This window comes from Clostridium folliculivorans, from assembly GCF_024341905.1.
Taxonomy (GTDB): domain Bacteria; phylum Bacillota; class Clostridia; order Clostridiales; family Clostridiaceae; genus Clostridium_AR; species Clostridium_AR folliculivorans.
This window is the reverse complement of the sequence record NZ_BQXY01000003.1, coordinates 310,582-327,229: the sequence shown is the minus strand read 5'-3', so window position 1 is coordinate 327,229 and position 16,648 is coordinate 310,582. Positions and strand designations below refer to the sequence as shown.

Sequence of the window (16,648 nt, the reverse complement as noted above, 5' to 3'; positions counted from 1 at the left end):
AGCGTCTTATGTAGATTTTCGGGTATGTATAAATTAATAGTTTATCTGTTCAGCGGGATAGATATAATTTGAAAATATAAGTTTTTCTATAATAAAAACAAGTACTCATATAATATCAAGTAAACCTTGAATTAGATTTACTTAGGAGCATTCAAGGAGGAAACAGTATGATTAAATTAATACCTTTCTTAAAAAACTATAAGAAAAATGTATTCTTAGGACAATTTTTTAAGCTTTTAGAAGCTATATTTGAATTGATGATTCCAACGATAATGGCATTGGTAATTGATAACGGTGTAAAAAATAGAGATGTAAACTATATTCTTAAAATGGGAGCACTTATGCTTTTAATAGCTTCATTAGGAGTTATGTTTGCTTTTACTTGTCAGTATTTTGCTTCTATTGCATCTCAAGGCTTTGGCACTGTAGTAAGAAATGCTATCTTTAAACATATAGGAACATTTTCACATGCCGAGATTGATAGTTTTGGAACAGCTTCTTTAATAAATAGGACAACTAATGATGTAAACCAATTACAAGTAGCAGTAGCTATGTGGATTCGTTTAGTTGTAAGGGCACCTTTTCTATGTATTGGAGGTATAGTCATGGCTATGCTATTAGACTTAAAGTTGTCAATAGTAATACTTATCATACTTCCTGTATTTGTATTAGTTTTATTTTTGGTAATGAGAAAATCAATTCCGTTATATAAGAAGGTACAAGGAAAACTCGATAGACTGGCAGTTATACTAAGGGAAAATCTTTCAGGTGTTAGAGTTGTTAGGGCTTTTGATAAAGTTGATTATGAAAAAGACAGATTTAAAGCTTCTAATAGAGATTTATCTGATACTGCTGTAAGAGTAGGTAGTATTGCAGCCTTAATGAACCCAGCAACTTCAATAATCATGAATTTTGCTATTGTAGCTATAATATGGTTTGGAGGATTCCGTGTAAACGTAGGTGGAATGACTCAAGGTCAGGTTATTGCTTATATAAATTATGTTATACAGATATTTTCGGCATTAGTAGTAGTGGCTAATCTAGTGGTTACTTTTACAAAAGCTGCGGCTTCAGCTGCACGTGTTAATGAAATATTTGATACTAAAGGCTCAATAGTAGATTCAGAGATTTATTTCAGCTCAGAAGATATAGACGAAAGAGATCTATGCAGTAATGCAATAGAATTTAAAAATGTATCTTTTACCTATAAAGGATCAAAGGAATATGCACTAAAAGATATCTCTTTTAAATTAAGTAAAGGACAATCGTTTGGGATAATAGGAGCTACTGGATCAGGAAAAAGTACACTTATAAACTTAATACCTAGATTTTATGATGCTGATGAAGGTTATATCAAAGTAAATGGTATCAAAGTCCAAATCTACAACCAAGTAAAGCTTAGAGAAAAAATAGGTGTGGTTCCTCAAAAGGCAGTGGCGTTTACAGGAAGTATAAAGGATAATTTAAAATGGGGTCTTGAGGATGCTTCTGATGAGGAAATAAAAGAATCAGCAAAGATTGCTCAAGCTTCAGAATTCATCGAAAAACTTGAAAGTGGATATGATACACTAATCTCTCAAGGTGGTGCAAATCTTTCTGGAGGACAGAAGCAAAGGCTTACAATTGCAAGAGCTTTAGTAAAGAAACCAGAGATTCTTATATTAGATGATAGTTCTAGTGCATTGGATTATGCAACTGATGCTGCACTTAGAAGGGAACTTAAAGATAATACTGATAGTATGACTTTAGTTATGGTTTCTCAAAGAGTAAATGCAGTAAAGGATGCTGATTTAATATTGGTTTTAGATGATGGAGAACAAGTTGGATTGGGCACACATAAAGAACTTATAGAAACCTGTGAAATTTATAAAGAAATTTGCCTCTCTCAGGTTGAGAAGTAGGAGGTTATGACCATGAAAAATGAAACATTAATAAGGGTACTCAGATATGTAAAGAGATATAGAATTCAATTAATTCTTGTTATAGCTTTTGCGTTAGCAAGTAATATTCTTTCAATAGTCGCACCTTTTTTCACGGGTAAAGCTATAGACTACATGGTTGATAAAGGACAAGTAAACTTTTCAGCTATATTAAAGATAGTGGTATTGCTTTCGATAATATATGGCTTAAGCGCAGTACTTCAATGGTTTTTATCTATATTTACTAATGTTATATCAAATAGAACAGTTAAAGATATAAGAGATGAATTATTTGAAAAATTAAATACTATGCCACTTAAGTACTATGACAGCAAAGCACATGGAGATATAATAAGCAGATTTACCAATGATATAGATGCAATTTCAGAGGGGCTACTACAAGGTATAACTCAGCTATTTTCTGGAATTATAACTTTTGTTGGATCATTAATATTTATGATTGACTTAAGTCCAGTAATAACTCTAGTGGTGGTTGTTATGACACCATTATGTTTCTTATTGTCTTCCTTTATAGCTAAGAACTCTAAAAAGATGTTTAGAGAACAATCCAAGACTCTTGGTGAGTTAAATGGATATATAGAAGAAGTAATTGGTAATCAAAAGATAGTTAAAGCATTTAACTATGAAGAAAGATCAGAGAAAGCTTTTAAAGAAATCAATGGGAGATTATATGAATGCGGTAGAAGAGCTCAGTTTTTCTCATCTTTAACTAATCCAGGTACAAGATATATAAACAATATTACTTATATTCTTTCAGGAATAATAGGAGCAATTGTATCTGTGGCAGGAGGATTTTCTATAGGTAAAATTTCAAGTTTCTTAATCTATTCAAATCAATTTGCAAAACCAATAAATGATATAACAAGTATAACAACGCAGCTTCAATCTGCTATGGCCTCAGCAGAAAGGGTATTTGCTATATTAGATGAACAGGGAGAATCATTAGAACAAAATAATCAATCTATAAATAAATCGGTTGAAGGAAAAGTAGAATTTGAAAATGTTAGTTTTGCCTATAAAAAGGATAGACCTTTGATTGAAGGATTGAGCATGAATATAAAACCAGGTAGTACAGTAGCTATAGTAGGACCAACTGGTGCTGGTAAAACTACCTTAGTGAATTTACTTATGAGATTTTATGAAATTGATAAAGGTAAAATATCAATAGATGGAAAAGATATTAAAGAAGTATCTAAGGAAAGTCTTAGAAGTTCCTTCGGAATGGTACTTCAAGAAAGCTGGCTTTTTGCTGGAACTATAAGAGAAAATATAGCATATGGAAAACCCGATGCAACAGATGAGGCGATAATAAATGCTTCAAAAGCCGCTTATGCACATAGTTTTATAAAGAGACTTCCAAAGGGATACGATACACTAATAACTGAAGATGGAGCAAATCTTTCTCAAGGACAAAGGCAGCTATTAACTATAGCTAGGGTGATGCTTATGAACCCATCCATGCTTATATTGGATGAAGCAACAAGTAGTATTGATACCTTAACAGAAGCTAGAATACAAAAAGCCTTCCTCTCACTTATGAAAGGAAGAACAAGTTTTGTTATAGCACATAGACTTTCAACAATAAGAGAAGCAGATTTAATTCTTGTTATGAAAGATGGTAAGATAATAGAACAAGGAAGTCATGGTGAGCTCCTTATAAAAAATGGTTTCTATGCAAAGCTATATAATAGTCAGTATGCAGTGGCTAATTAGACTGGAGATTTATATATTTAAAACATAAAAAGTAATTAAATATAAAATGCGTATGAATAATTTGTTGAATTGACAAATTGTCATACGCATTTGAAAAAGCAGATACGTAAAAAAGCTCACAAAAAAGGTTGCTATAGCGACCTTTTTTGTGAGTTTAAATCAGTTTAATATTAAATTTATTAACTGCTTCATAGATCTTAGAGGATGGTTTTTCTTCAGTGATTATATAATCAATATCATCTAGATCAGCAAATTTATAGGTGCCATCTATATTGAATTTTTCATTTTCCATTAGTATATAAACAGTTCTAGCAGAAGACATTATTGCTTTTTTTGTATTGCCTTCCTCTAGGTCGAAATTGCTTATGGTTCTATCAGAAAGGTTTATGCCGCAGCTACCCATGAAAGCTTTATTTACTCTGTATCTTCTAATGCTTTCTATAGCTTCAGAGCCAATTATACCACCAAGACTCTTATTATAAGTTCCACCTATACAAATTATATTAACATTAGAAGAATCGTTAAATACAGAGGTTATTTCAACCATGTTAGTTATGACTGTAAACTTTTTGGTGCTGCCAGCGATAAGCTCAGCAAGTACAAAGTTAATACTTGATACATCTAAGAATATAGTGTCATTTTCCTCAATTAAGTCAAAAGCTTTTTCTGCGATAATCCTTTTCGATTCCAAGTTTTTAATCAATCTATTTGAAATACTTGTGCTTTCAGCAATGTTTCTTTTTAAAATAGCGCCGCCATAAGTTCTTTTAATAGCACCATCCTTTTCTAGTTTCTGAAGATCCTTTCTTATCATGCCTTCAGTAACATTAAATCTAATGCTTAGATCTTTAACTAATACCTTCCCATCTTTTGATAGCAAGTCTAATATTTCGTTTAATCTTTCTTCTGCAAACATAGATTTTACTCCTCTATATAAAAAATTAATCTTATTGTTTATTATCATTTATTATCTTAAATACTAGCTATATTATAGCCTAAAATTATTAATAAGTAACCTTGTTTTAAATTCATAGACTAAAACAAGGTGGTATTAATGCAACAGTTGTATATTTTTAAAACTATTCAACGATTTGTTGAAATGATAAGAAATGATAAAAATAAAAGCCTTATTGATAAATTAGCAACTTATCAATAAGGCTTTTAGAGATTGGTGTTATAGATGATGCAAATCATTTATTGAAACCATTCTAGGTTCAAGGCTGTCATTAAAAGTAATTTCGTTTATAGAGGTATTTCCTAAATTAAACTTGTGATACATATTCATCTTCCATTCGAAAAGTCCTATAAGAGCAGCTTTTATTATGCCTCCATGAGCAACTATAACAATTCTTGAGCCTTTATGCTCTTGAATAATTTTTGATATAGCTTTTTGGGCTCTATCGCTTGCTGCTTTAATGGATTGCTCACCACCGCATATAGGTCCTAGAAGCTCATCTTGCCTCCATCTTAAGAATTCCTCAGAGTAGGTTTCTTTTATTTCAGAGATGGTTAGTCCTTCCCAATCCCCAAAGTTTATTTCTCTTAAATTAAATTCTTCAATTGGTTTTATAGAGCTGTCTTCGCAAATAGTTTCCGCAGTCTTTTTAGCTCTGCTAAGTGGACTAGTATAAACATAATCAAAAGAATTTTTTAATCTATCTTTTAGCTTTTTTGCTTGAATAAATCCATTATCTGAAAGTTCTATATCTATGCACCCCTGAAATCTTCCTTCAGTGTTCCACTTTGTTTCTCCATGCCTTACTAAATACAAAGTTGTTTTCATTTTTACCCCCGAAATTATTGTTATAAAAATACTACTGTTACTGTAAGTTAAAGCGTTAGAGTCTTATGGCAGTTAAACTAAATATTCCAACCATTTTAGAATTTTTTTTTGACTATACAATAAAAAGATAAAACTTATCTGCCTGCTTAACTTTACTATATAATTAAATATAAATTTATATTATACGTAGAGAATTTATAAGTCAATACGGTTGTTTCATTGTCATAATGCAAAAAAATAATAGAGTTTCAAAATATAAAAATATAACAATATAAGAAGTTAAGAATATTTAATTAAATAATTAAATGATTAAATAATTATATAAATATATAGGAAACATGCGCTTTCACGATATAAAGTACTTGTAAATAGTATAGAAAATTAAGAACTTATTTGTATAAAAGTATTCACTATAAAAGTTTTTATAACTGATGAGTAAATGCTTGAACAACAAGACTAACAGTACTCACTGAAAGCCATACAATAAGGCCTAGTAACATAGGTTTAAATCCACTACTTATTATTTTTTTTAAGTCAGATTTAAGCCCTACAGCAGATAGAGCCATTACTATCATGAACTTCCCAACACTATTTATATATTTTATATAGTGCTCAGAAAAAAATCCCAATGTATTGAGAAGGGATGCAACTAAGAACCATAATATAAACCACGGAAATATTTTCGATAAATTAAAATTTACTGAGATATCAGCATTGGAAGATTTCTTTTTCTGTATAGCCATTACAATAGAAAACATTATTGATATAGGTATTATAATGGTAGTCCTTGTAAGTTTAACTATAGTTGCATACTCTCCAGCTATGTTACTAAAGGCATATCCTGCTGCAACAACTGATGAAGTATCATTAATAGCTGTACCGGCCCATAGTCCAAAGGCTTTATTTGAAAGTTTAAGTATATGTCCTAAAGGTGGAAATATAAGTACTGCTAGAATGTTAAACAAAAATATTGTTGAGATTGAGTAGGAGACTTCATTATCATCTGCTTCAATAATTGGAGAGATTGAAGCAATAGCTGAACCTCCGCAGATGGCAGTTCCAACAGCTATAAGTGATTTTAATTTCCAAGGTATCTTTAAAAGCTTGCCAAATATAAAAGCTGTAACAAAAGCGGTTAGCAAAGTAAAAAACATAACATAGACAGATTCTGTTCCTGTATACCAAACCTGTCTTAAACTCAGCCCAGCCCCTAGAATTATAATAGACCATTGTAATATTTTTTTTGAAGTAAAATCTATTCCGGCTGAATTTTTTTCGGGAATATTAAAAATATTATTTATTATTATACCTATAACAATCCCGAATACAGCGCCTCCTATTATAGGAAACTTATAACCTAACAGATTAGAAACTAAAGCTATGATAAAGGAAAAAACAATTCCTTGTAAGTTTTTCTTTAACCAATTCATAATGAAATACTCCTTTTTTAGTAATAGAATTAGTGAAGCTTATTTTAGTAAATGAGCCATTAAAGCATTATATTTAAAAAAAATTTAAATATAGACCAATAAATATATGCATATATCAGCGTCAAGCTTATAGGTATATTTTTAATATAGTATCATCCCAAAGAAAAATCCAATTAGAAGTTTTTATATTACTATAAGTAAAACTTATATGTTATTATTTTATATAAGCAAGCATTATATTTGGAGGCAAATATGATTGATATAAGATTAAAAACTTTTATGACTGTTGCAGAATTAAAAAACTTTACAAGAGCTTCTGAAAAGTTAAACATAACTCAGCCGGCTGTATCTCAGCACATAAGATTTTTAGAAGAGGAATATGATGTGAAGTTATTTACCAGACAAGGAAAAGAAGCTAAACTGACTGGAGAAGGCGAGATATTATATAGACATTCGAAAGAAATTCACCTTCACTATAAGGCTCTTGAAGTAGAACTTAAAAATAAAAATGCTATTAATAAAACTTATAAAATAGGGGCTAGTATGACTATAGGAGGCTATATACTTCCAGCAATTTTAGGGAAATATAAAAGAGTACATAAAAATACTAAATTATTTCTGCAGGTCAGTAATACGAAGAACATAATAGAGAAATTATCTAATGGAGATATTGATCTTGCAATTGTTGAAGGTGATTTTGATAGAAATAAGTTTATACATAAAAAACTTAAGGATGACGAGCTTGTATTAGCAGTTTCGAAAGAACATCAATTTGCTAAAAGAGCAGAAGTTGATTTGAAAGAAGTGCTAAAAGGAGAGTTAATACTTAGGGAAAAAGGATCGGGAACTAGAAATATATTTGAAAAAAGATTAATTGAATTAAAGATTATAAATAGTGAATTATCAGGCTATATGGAGATAGGAAGCATTAGTGCAATAAAATCTTTAATAAATGCAAATCTTGGATACTCTATAATCTCTAAAGAAACAATTCTTAACGAAATAAAATCTGGGGATATAAAAGTGGTGCCTATTAAAGGATTTAAAATTTATAGAGAGTTTAATTTTGTTTATATAAAAGATCATCTGCAAGATTTTTTTGAAGAATTTTTTGGATTCTACAAAAGTGTGAAGTAGATGTACATAGGTAATCTTTAATTGAGACTTAAGTAATGCTGCTGGTAAATTTATATTTTAAGTTTTTTAGAAATATTTGAATCGATATTTAAGTTGATAATTACATAATAAAAGGAGAGGGAAAATGAGAATAACTAAAAAAGAGGCTGCTCGGTTTATTTTAAATCATCAAAAGCTGCTTCCATCAAGAGATCTCAAAGGAAAGAACGGAATAATGGATTTTATAAATTTAGTCGGAGCCATTCAGTTTGATCCTCTAGATGTAGCTGGATACAATTCTAATCTTGTGTTGCAGTCAAGAATAAAGGACTTTAAAGTTAGCATGCTCTATGAATTACTGTACGAAGATAGAAAGCTTATTGATAGTTGGGATAAAAATATGTGCATTTTTAGTACTGAAGATTGGCCGTATTTTAAAAGGTATAGAGAAGAATGGTTAGAAAGATTTTCTAATAGGGATGTTGAGATTGATCGGATTTTAGAGTTTATAAGAAAAGATATTAGAGAAAAGGGACCACTTTCATCAAAAGATTTAGAATTCGATACAAAAGTAGATTGGGCATGGGCACCAACAAGAGCATCAAGAGCTGCGCTTGAGAGTATGTATTTCTGGGGAGAACTTATAGTTCATCATAAGTTAGGTACAAGAAGATTCTATGATTTTACAGATAAATATATTGAGAAAGAAATACTTGAAAAAGCTGATCCTAATAAAAACTTAACAGAATATTTTAAATGGGCAATTAAAAGAAGAATAGGTTCAATAGGGCTTTTATGGAATAGGCCTAGCGATGCATGGCTTGGTATACATTGGATGAAAAGTGACGATAGAAAGACGGCCTTTCAAGAATTAATAGATAGTGGTGAGGTACTGCCAATTGAAGTGGAAGATATTCAGTATACGCTATATATAAGAAAAGAAGATATAGGAACTCTTCATAAAGCTTTAATTGATACAAAAGTACCAAACAGGGCCTCATTCATAGCACCATTAGATAATTTATTATGGGATCGTAAATTAATAAAACAAGTATTCGATTTTCAATATACTTGGGAGGTATATAAACCGAAAGAAATAAGAGAGTATGGATATTATGTGCTGCCAGTATTATATAAAGATAAGTTTATCGCAAGGTTTGAACCTAAGTTCAATAAAAAGAGTAAAACTTTAGAGATAACAAATTGGTGGTGGGAGGAAAGCATAACTTTAAACAAAGCTATGGAAAATGCGTTAGTGGAATGTTTTAGAAGTTTTATGGAATATCTTGGCGCAAAATATATTGAGGTAAATGGTATAGATGATCTTGAGCAATTAGTTCTTAATACAAACTTAGTAAACAAGAAGCTGCCTTAAATAGGTCAGCTTTTTTTAGTTTGTGTTCAGTTTACAGCTTTTTTAGGCCTTAATAAAAATATGAAAAACACAAAAAGTGGTATTATTACGTAGTTTACAAAGTTTATATAAACATAGTAATCTAATAGTTTGAAAAGAGTAAAGAGATTTCTGCTACATAAGTAGGCAGCGATAAATAAAGCTATGCTTATTGCTACAAGTACAGAAGTTCTATTTAACTTATAGTATTCAAGGATTTTCATTAGCACTTGAAGAGTGACTATTAGTTTAATGAACCAGCCTCCAACTATCTGAAGCATAACGAATAATTCTCCTGCTTCTAAAAAGCCAAAGTGACGTATAAGTTGAGTTTGAATAAGTTTTGGGTAGGACATAGAATTAAATATGTCTATTTCAAATGTTGATAGATTTCCAAGCATTGAAAAAATTTGCATCTGAATTACGAAAAGTAATCCTAGTATCCCCCATAGTCGTATATTTTTTTTATCTTTAACATCACAAAATAAAGGCAAGATTATTGCGATGCTAGCGTAAGCACCTATAAGTTTAATGGTTGAAATTAAAAGCTTGTAGTTAAAACCATATTCAAGAATAGGAAGCAATCTTACGTATTCTTTATATTTTGCAGTCATAATAGCTAGCATTACTCCTGAAACGCTTATGAAAAATATACCAATAAGTACAGATATAAGTACTGCATTGTATCCTCTCTTAACTACATATGCTGCAGCAGGAATAGTAAGGAGTAGCAGTTGCCAGGTTCTTGTATAGATTAAGAAGTTAACATTCATTGCACTAGCTTCTACACTAGCACATTCCGTAAGTGTTAGGAATAAATTTAATATAAAAACTCCTATAAGAATAGACCCTAAAAACTTTCCTAATGAACTTGTGTAAATTTCTATGAAATTGTAACAGCATTTCTTTTTATATACGAAGAGAATAAATGAAAAGTAGAAAAATATAAAAATAGAAGCAAATATTAAACAAATCCAAGTATCGCGTCCGCTTAGTTTAGTAAAGATAGTTGGATAAGTCTTTATTGAAACAACAGTAAGTGATGCAATTAGGAAGAATAAATGCTTAGATGATATTTTACCCATGATATCTCCTTTAAATTGTATTTATATTTTATGCTTGAGATCTATGATGAAGTCTAAAAATTATCTTATTTTGATAAATAATTATGTATAGAGGGAATAACAATCATGTTTCAAATAGTAGTTACATTAAGTAACGAAAAATACTTGTCTGCATATATATTCAATTATTGACACAATCTATATTATAAAATCATTAATAAAGAAAAAGGTGTTGATAATGTATAAGGAAAATCTAAAATATATAAAAGATAAGCTAAAAGATAACTTTGATGTACAATACAGAGATATATTTTCCAAAAGTGGGTTAGTAACAATAATTTTCTCAGAAAATATATCAGATAATATTTTTATAAGTGAGTATATAGTAAAACCAGTAATGAGTACAAACATTGAGCTTTCAGATATAAATACTATTAAGACAAGGATTCTGCAAACAAATAATGTTTCTGAGACAAATAACTTGGATGAGGCATTGATTCACATATTATCTGGCGATGTGATTATATTATTTGAGTTTTTAGATGGTGTAATATATTGTGATGCAAAAAAAACAGTTCAAAGAGCAGTGGATAAACCATTAAATGATCCCGTTATAAAAGGGTCTCAAGAAGGATTCAATGAATCTTTAAATATGAATATTGGGCTAATAAGAAAAAGAGTTAGAAATACAATGCTTAAAATTGTATATTTTGAGGTGGGAAAGGAATCAAATACTTCTGTGGCTATGGCGTATATAGAAGGAAAAGCAGAAGGATCTCTAATAAATATGATAAAGGATAAAATAAGTAATTTAGAAGTACAGTTTATATTAGACACAAATTATATTGAAGAAGAGTTGAAATGTAAAGGGACTGAACTAGATACAATCGGGTATACAGAAAAACCTGATATAGTAGTTTCAAGACTTTTTGAAGGACGAGTGGCTGTATTAGTAGATGGATGTCCTACTGCAATAACTGCACCCTGTTTTTTTATAGAGTATTTCCAAGCTCCAGATGATTATTATTTAAATAAAAATGTAGTTGATGTTCTAAGGATATTTAGAATAATATCTTTTTTAGTGACTATAACATTACCTGCATTTTATGTAGCACTGTTTACTCATCACTTTTCTCTTATACCTCCAACATTTGTATTTAAAATATCTGAGGCAAGAGCTGGAGTACCTTTTCCGACGATTGTGGAAGTAATTATAATATTATTTTTCTTTGAACTATCAAGAGAAGCTGGAAAAAGATTGCCTTCCAATATTGGTCAACCACTGAGTATAGTATCTGCTTTAATCTTAGGTGATGCAGCAATTGGTGCTGGGCTAGCATCTCAAGGAACTATAATAATTATGGGAGTTTATGCAATAACATCATATATTAATCCAAAACTTCTTACTGTGACACCGATATGGAGCATGATTAATGTAATAATGTCTGGATTGTTTGGACTACATGGCTTTTATATATTTTTTATTGTTGTCATTGCACATATTGGATCTTTAGACAGTTGTGGGTATAAGTATTTTTGGCCTTTCGGAACTATACATAGCTATGGAGTTAGGCATAAAGATTATTTGACAAGAGGAAGACTTGGTAATATTTCAGATAGTATATTTAGGAGAAAAGAGAAATGAAGAAATTTATTTTAGTGCTTATAGTAATATTTGCTTTCCTTGTAGGAGTCCCTACAAACTATAAGGATTTAGATAAGATGCTTCTTGTAACTTCAATAATAATTGATGTTGATGATGAAGGTACATATAATATATTTCTTGAAGGCTTTTCACCAACAACAAGTACGTCAGGAATAAAACAGGAAGGACAAAGAACAATAATAAATGTAAAAGAAAAAGATACATCTGAAATCATTAACAAAATAAGTTCCCAGAGCAATCTCACAATAAATTATACTCACAATAGAGTTATCCTGTTTACTAAAAAGGCTGCTACTAGGGGAATAGATGAGATGATGGATTTGTTTGTAAGTGCTGAAGAATTTGTTATAAGAAATTACGTTGGAATTTGGGATTCAAATCTAGAAACAATAGATGATATAAAATTGAATGGTGAAAAGTTTTTTGGTCTTTATTTAGTGGCGCAATTAAACAATTCTCATACTATGGCCAGTAATAATTTTAATACTACAATAAGAAGGTTATACAATGATAGTTCAATAGGTAGTAAGACTACTATATTGCCTGTTATAAGAACTAAAAGAACAAGTGCTGGTGATAGCCTAGACATAAAATGTAATGCTATACTTAAAGATTTTAAGTATGTCGGAGAAATAGCAAGTAAGGATATAATAACTACTAATATGATGATGAATGAAGCAAAATCAGCAGCAATAAGTTCAAGAAATCCTGATATCACTGATAAGACTATAGGACTTAGAATGACAAAATGTAAAACTAAAACAGATTATGGATATAAAGATGGTATATTCATAATAAAGAAGCATTTAAATGTTCATGCCATTTATAGAGGAGCTCAAGGAAAAATAAAGATTACTGATGAAAATATAAAGCAAATAGAAAAAGATGCCGAAGAAAATATTAACTTTAATTGTTATAAAATTTTTAATGAGTATAAAGACAAAAATATAGATCTGATAAAAGCGCAAGAAAATTTTTATAGAAGATTTCCTGCAGAAAGTAAGAAGAATAATGATATTTTAAAAAACACCAGGTTAGATGTAGAAACAAAAGTAAAAATTGATTTTTCTAGTGATCCTAAAAATATAACGTTTTGAAAATAGAAGTGGAAGTTAAAGAAAATTTAATTTTAATAAAGTACGTGTATTGATAGAATGATAAAAAATATATAAAACTATTGAAAATTATTTATTTTACTTGTATAATAAATAAAAATTACATTGTTAAAGATATTGATAAGAAAGAGTACATTAAGTAATTTCTTAAAGAGAGCTATGGATGGTGGAAACATAGTAGAAAAACTTTATGGAAGCAGTCTTTGAATCTCTTGCTCAGAAATAAGGGTATTTAGAATGTTCTAGATGTATATAAAATTAGACATCTATCTATTTAATCTTTAGTAGGCAAAGACGTGACCTCACGTTATAGAGGAGAGGAATTAAAGGTTTTTAAGATTAAGTTTGACTAAATATTAATAGTTTATTGATTATAATAGGCTGGCGATATTCTAATTATCTTATAAATAAGAATACTATGTTCCTACTAAGAGAGTGCCTAGGCACTAATTAGGGTGGTACCGCGAATATACTCCTTCGTCCCTTTCAGGGATTGAGGAGTTTTTTTATTTAAATTTATTATATTTTAATTATATTTTGGGGAGGTTTTGTATATGGATGAAATATTAGAAATCTTAGAAAAAAACAGTAAATACACTGCTGAGGAAATAGCGGTGATGACGGGAAGACCACTGGAAGAAGTTAAGCAAACAATAAAGAAATATGAAGATGATAGTGTAATTGTTGGATATACAACTTTAATAAATTGGGAAAAGACTAAGAAAGATAGTGTTACAGCTCTAATTGAAGTAAGAGTAACACCTCAAAGAGGAGAAGGTTTTGATAAGGTTGCTGAAAGAATATATAAGTTTCCAGAAGTAAAGGCTTGCTATCTTATGTCAGGTGGATTTGATTTAACTGTTATAGTAGAAGGCAAGAGTCTTAAGGAAGTTTCACTTTTTGTATCTGAAAAGCTTGCTGTTCAAGAAAATGTATTAAGTACAGCTACTCACTTTGTATTAAAGAAATATAAAGATAATGGAACTATATTTGAAGAAAAGACTAGAGATGATAGGGAGGATATATTTATATGATGCTTGAAGATATGATTAAATCAAATGTAAGAAATATGCCTCCTTCTGGTATAAGAAAGTATTTCGATTTAATAAATGAAATGGATGATGTTATATCCTTAGGTGTTGGAGAACCAGACTTTGTGACACCTTGGAATATAAGAGAAGCAGGGATATATTCACTAGAAAAAGGACATACACATTACTCATCAAATGCAGGTTTTTTAGAACTTAGAGAGGAAATATCAGATTATCTAGATAGAAAGTATTGCTTAAAATATGATCCTAAAGATCAAATAATTGTAACTGTTGGCGGAAGTGAAGGTATTGATATAGCACTTAGAGCTTTAGTTGGACCAGGAGATGAAGTCATTATTCCAGAACCGAGCTTTGTAGCATATAAAGGGTGCACTACTTTTACAGGAGCTACACCAGTAGTTATAAATTTGAGAGCAGAGGATCAATTCAAGCTTACTGTTGAACTTTTAGAGGAAGCAATTACTGAAAAGACTAAGGTTCTAATAGTTCCTTTTCCAAACAATCCAACAGGGGCCATTATGACAAGGGAAGAACTTGAACCTATAGTTAAGTTCTTAGAAGATAAAAATATAATAATATTGTCTGATGAGATATATTCAGAGTTATCTTATGGAGAAAAACATGTTTCCATAGCAAGTTTTCCAGAAATAAAAGATAAGACTTTAGTTATAAATGGATTTTCTAAGGCGTTTGCTATGACTGGTTGGAGGCTTGGATATGTATGTGGACATCCAATTTTAATAGATGCAATGAAGAAAATACATCAATATGCAATAATGAGTTCGCCTACAACAGCTCAATATGGAGCAATCGAAGGTCTTAGAAATTGTGATGATGATGTTCAAGAGATGGTAAGAGAATATAACAGAAGAAGAAGAGTAATGCTAAATGCTTTCAATGAAATGGGGCTTGAATGTTTTGAACCATTAGGCGCTTTTTATGTATTTCCATGCATTGAGTCCACTGGGCTTACATCAGATGAATTCTGTGAAAAATTACTTTTAGAAGAAAAGATTCTTGTGGTGCCAGGAAATGCCTTTGGGGATTGTGGTTCAGGCTTTATAAGAGCATGTTATGCAACCTCAATGGATGAGATAATGGAAGCTATGAAGAGAATAAAGAGATTTGTTTCTAAGATTAAAGAAACAAAATAGAAGTAAAACCATATGTCTTAAGCTAACTTTAGACATATGGTTTTTATATTTTGGCGTCATTCCATCCGAAAAAATTATTTAATTCTAATAGCTCACTCATATGGCATCTCTTGTTTAACCAATTAATTTCAACAATATTCTTAAACTTAGCTATAAAATTGTGATTATATGGATGTACCACTTCGTGATAAAACCTATTATTTTTAAATTCTCTCACCAGAAGCCGTGAGGGTTTTAAAAATAGATTTCTGTTCGAAGTGGTACATCTATAGATAACTTTATTGGTATATAAGAGCTAATAATTTTGCAGAAGGGACAAGAAGAAGCTGACCTAATAGAGTACCAAGAAGCTTTGTTCCTATTAGCATTATAACTAGAGCCTTTACGTCACCGTATTCTCTTTTTCCTCTATAAGCTTCGTCAGTAATTATAGCTGATTTTGGATCAATAAATAATGTTAGAAGTATGGAAGCTATACCATTTATAAGACCTGAAGATTGAACTATAGCATTGGCTTTATATGGTACCATAAAAGAAGCATAGTTAGCTGCAAGCACGCCAACTGTGTATACTCCAGTTATTAAAGCATTTAGTAAGAGAAGTCTCTTAGGTATATTTTTATATCTGAGATTTTTAATCATGGATTTCTTAGGTTTTATGGTATTTCTAGCTATCCTTTTTATATTACTGATGCTTAGTGATTGAATAACTAAACTTGGTATAGAACCAGTAACTTCGAGTTTTTTCATACCAATTTCAAATAGCTTTAGAAAAGTAGGGATTAGTATAATAGCAAGAATAGTGCCGCCAGAAGCTGCAAATATCACACCTCTAATATTACTTATAGGATCATATTTACTTCTTATACTATCATCAATCATGTAACCAATTAGTGGGCCCTGAAAGGTATTGGCTGTTCTAGATACTAATACAATTAAATTAAATAAAGAAGTTGATAAAGCGAAGTTTCCACTCTTCACTGAATTTAGTCGTACTGAATATGATAGTGTATCAATAAAATGGATTAATATTGTTGCAACTATTAAGATAATGTATTTATTGAGCATAAAAAGATACTCCTTAAACTATTCTAATATGTTAGATTATAGAAAAATCAGTTGTTACATGAAATTGTTTAGTGTTTTTTAGCTTACACTATTTACAAATTATATCATAGTGTAAAAAAATGTATTCAGGTGTATTGTATTATTTACAATATATT

General features: G+C 30.2%; 13 protein-coding genes and 1 other annotated feature. Of the genes, 8 read left to right on the top strand and 5 right to left on the bottom strand.

Annotated features, from left to right (window positions below; all coding sequences use genetic code 11):
* Positions 1 to 167: 167 nt before the first annotated feature.
* Together OCU55_RS11710 and OCU55_RS11705 are read left to right on the top strand one after the other, a co-directional pair.
* Complete coding sequence (locus tag OCU55_RS11710; protein WP_261852494.1) at positions 168 to 1,901, top strand: ABC transporter ATP-binding protein; 1,734 nt, start codon at positions 168 to 170, stop codon at positions 1,899 to 1,901.
* A gap of 12 nt (positions 1,902 to 1,913) precedes the next feature.
* Entirely contained in the window at positions 1,914 to 3,653 is a 1,740-nt protein-coding gene (locus tag OCU55_RS11705) for an ABC transporter ATP-binding protein (protein WP_261852493.1), read from the top strand.
* Positions 3,654 to 3,807: 154 nt separating this feature from the next.
* Here OCU55_RS11705 and OCU55_RS11700 read toward each other — a convergent pair whose 3' ends face one another.
* The 3 genes from OCU55_RS11700 to OCU55_RS11690 all read right to left on the bottom strand — a co-directional run bounded on the left by OCU55_RS11700 (position 3,808) and on the right by OCU55_RS11690 (position 6,866).
* On the bottom strand, positions 3,808 to 4,569 hold the full coding sequence (locus tag OCU55_RS11700; protein WP_261852492.1) for a DeoR/GlpR family DNA-binding transcription regulator: 762 nt from the start codon (positions 4,567 to 4,569) through the stop codon (positions 3,808 to 3,810).
* A gap of 258 nt (positions 4,570 to 4,827) precedes the next feature.
* A complete protein-coding gene (locus OCU55_RS11695) occupies positions 4,828 to 5,436 on the bottom strand; it encodes a histidine phosphatase family protein (protein WP_261852491.1) in 609 nt (202 codons plus the stop codon).
* 422 nt (positions 5,437 to 5,858) lie between these two features.
* Positions 5,859 to 6,866 carry a YeiH family protein gene (locus tag OCU55_RS11690; RefSeq protein ID WP_261852490.1) on the bottom strand — a complete coding sequence of 336 codons (1,008 nt, stop codon included), beginning with the start codon at positions 6,864 to 6,866 and terminating at the stop codon, positions 5,859 to 5,861.
* Between the two features lie 252 nt (positions 6,867 to 7,118).
* Here OCU55_RS11690 and OCU55_RS11685 point away from each other — a divergent pair, with 252 nt between their 5' ends.
* Both OCU55_RS11685 and OCU55_RS11680 read left to right on the top strand, forming a co-directional pair.
* Positions 7,119 to 8,003 (top strand): LysR family transcriptional regulator, encoded by an 885-nt coding sequence (locus tag OCU55_RS11685; RefSeq protein ID WP_261852489.1) that lies wholly within the window; start codon positions 7,119 to 7,121, stop codon positions 8,001 to 8,003.
* Between the two features lie 124 nt (positions 8,004 to 8,127).
* Positions 8,128 to 9,357, top strand: coding sequence for a winged helix-turn-helix domain-containing protein (locus OCU55_RS11680; protein WP_261852488.1), 1,230 nt, complete (start codon positions 8,128 to 8,130; stop codon positions 9,355 to 9,357).
* Positions 9,358 to 9,383: 26 nt separating this feature from the next.
* Here the strand turns inward: OCU55_RS11680 and OCU55_RS11675 are convergent, their stop codons facing one another.
* Positions 9,384 to 10,460, bottom strand: coding sequence for a GerAB/ArcD/ProY family transporter (locus tag OCU55_RS11675; protein ID WP_261852487.1), 1,077 nt, complete (start codon positions 10,458 to 10,460; stop codon positions 9,384 to 9,386).
* Between the two features lie 217 nt (positions 10,461 to 10,677).
* On the opposite strand from OCU55_RS11675, the gene OCU55_RS11670 reads away from it, so the two are divergent.
* The 4 genes from OCU55_RS11670 (at position 10,678) to OCU55_RS11655 (ending at position 15,426) form a co-directional block, all read left to right on the top strand.
* Complete coding sequence (locus tag OCU55_RS11670) at positions 10,678 to 12,084, top strand: spore germination protein (protein ID WP_261852486.1); 1,407 nt, start codon at positions 10,678 to 10,680, stop codon at positions 12,082 to 12,084.
* Positions 12,081 to 13,202, top strand: coding sequence for a Ger(x)C family spore germination protein (locus OCU55_RS11665; RefSeq protein ID WP_261852485.1), 1,122 nt, complete (start codon positions 12,081 to 12,083; stop codon positions 13,200 to 13,202). Before OCU55_RS11670 ends, OCU55_RS11665 begins: the two co-directional genes overlap by 4 nt.
* Before the next feature lie 126 nt (positions 13,203 to 13,328).
* Positions 13,329 to 13,708 (top strand) — a binding site (T-box leader).
* A gap of 66 nt (positions 13,709 to 13,774) precedes the next feature.
* On the top strand, positions 13,775 to 14,254 hold the full coding sequence (locus OCU55_RS11660) for an Lrp/AsnC family transcriptional regulator (RefSeq protein ID WP_261852484.1): 480 nt from the start codon (positions 13,775 to 13,777) through the stop codon (positions 14,252 to 14,254).
* The gene (locus OCU55_RS11655) at positions 14,251 to 15,426 is read left to right on the top strand and encodes an aminotransferase class I/II-fold pyridoxal phosphate-dependent enzyme (RefSeq protein ID WP_261852483.1); all 1,176 of its coding nucleotides are present in this window, start codon (positions 14,251 to 14,253) and stop codon (positions 15,424 to 15,426) included. Before OCU55_RS11660 ends, OCU55_RS11655 begins: the two co-directional genes overlap by 4 nt.
* Positions 15,427 to 15,704: 278 nt before the next feature.
* Here the strand turns inward: OCU55_RS11655 and OCU55_RS11650 are convergent, their stop codons facing one another.
* Positions 15,705 to 16,493, bottom strand: a complete 789-nt coding sequence (locus OCU55_RS11650) for a lipid II flippase Amj family protein (RefSeq protein ID WP_261852482.1) — start codon at positions 16,491 to 16,493, stop codon at positions 15,705 to 15,707.
* Between the last annotated feature and the right edge of the window lie 155 nt (positions 16,494 to 16,648).

What these genes read in the sequence shown, in the direction of transcription:
- OCU55_RS11670 (WP_261852486.1), top strand. Translation starts at nt 10,678, where the DNA reads ATGTATAAGGAAAATCTAAAATATATAAAAGATAAGCTAAAAGATAAC.
- OCU55_RS11690 (WP_261852490.1), bottom strand. Translation starts at nt 6,866, where the DNA reads ATGAATTGGTTAAAGAAAAACTTACAAGGAATTGTTTTTTCCTTTATC.
- OCU55_RS11695 (WP_261852491.1), bottom strand. Translation starts at nt 5,436, where the DNA reads ATGAAAACAACTTTGTATTTAGTAAGGCATGGAGAAACAAAGTGGAAC.
- OCU55_RS11660 (WP_261852484.1), top strand. Translation starts at nt 13,775, where the DNA reads ATGGATGAAATATTAGAAATCTTAGAAAAAAACAGTAAATACACTGCT.
- OCU55_RS11685 (WP_261852489.1), top strand. Translation starts at nt 7,119, where the DNA reads ATGATTGATATAAGATTAAAAACTTTTATGACTGTTGCAGAATTAAAA.
- OCU55_RS11680 (WP_261852488.1), top strand. Translation starts at nt 8,128, where the DNA reads ATGAGAATAACTAAAAAAGAGGCTGCTCGGTTTATTTTAAATCATCAA.
- OCU55_RS11655 (WP_261852483.1), top strand. Translation starts at nt 14,251, where the DNA reads ATGATGCTTGAAGATATGATTAAATCAAATGTAAGAAATATGCCTCCT.
- OCU55_RS11675 (WP_261852487.1), bottom strand. Translation starts at nt 10,460, where the DNA reads ATGGGTAAAATATCATCTAAGCATTTATTCTTCCTAATTGCATCACTT.
- OCU55_RS11650 (WP_261852482.1), bottom strand. Translation starts at nt 16,493, where the DNA reads ATGCTCAATAAATACATTATCTTAATAGTTGCAACAATATTAATCCAT.
- OCU55_RS11700 (WP_261852492.1), bottom strand. Translation starts at nt 4,569, where the DNA reads ATGTTTGCAGAAGAAAGATTAAACGAAATATTAGACTTGCTATCAAAA.
- OCU55_RS11705 (WP_261852493.1), top strand. Translation starts at nt 1,914, where the DNA reads ATGAAAAATGAAACATTAATAAGGGTACTCAGATATGTAAAGAGATAT.
- OCU55_RS11710 (WP_261852494.1), top strand. Translation starts at nt 168, where the DNA reads ATGATTAAATTAATACCTTTCTTAAAAAACTATAAGAAAAATGTATTC.
- OCU55_RS11665 (WP_261852485.1), top strand. Translation starts at nt 12,081, where the DNA reads ATGAAGAAATTTATTTTAGTGCTTATAGTAATATTTGCTTTCCTTGTA.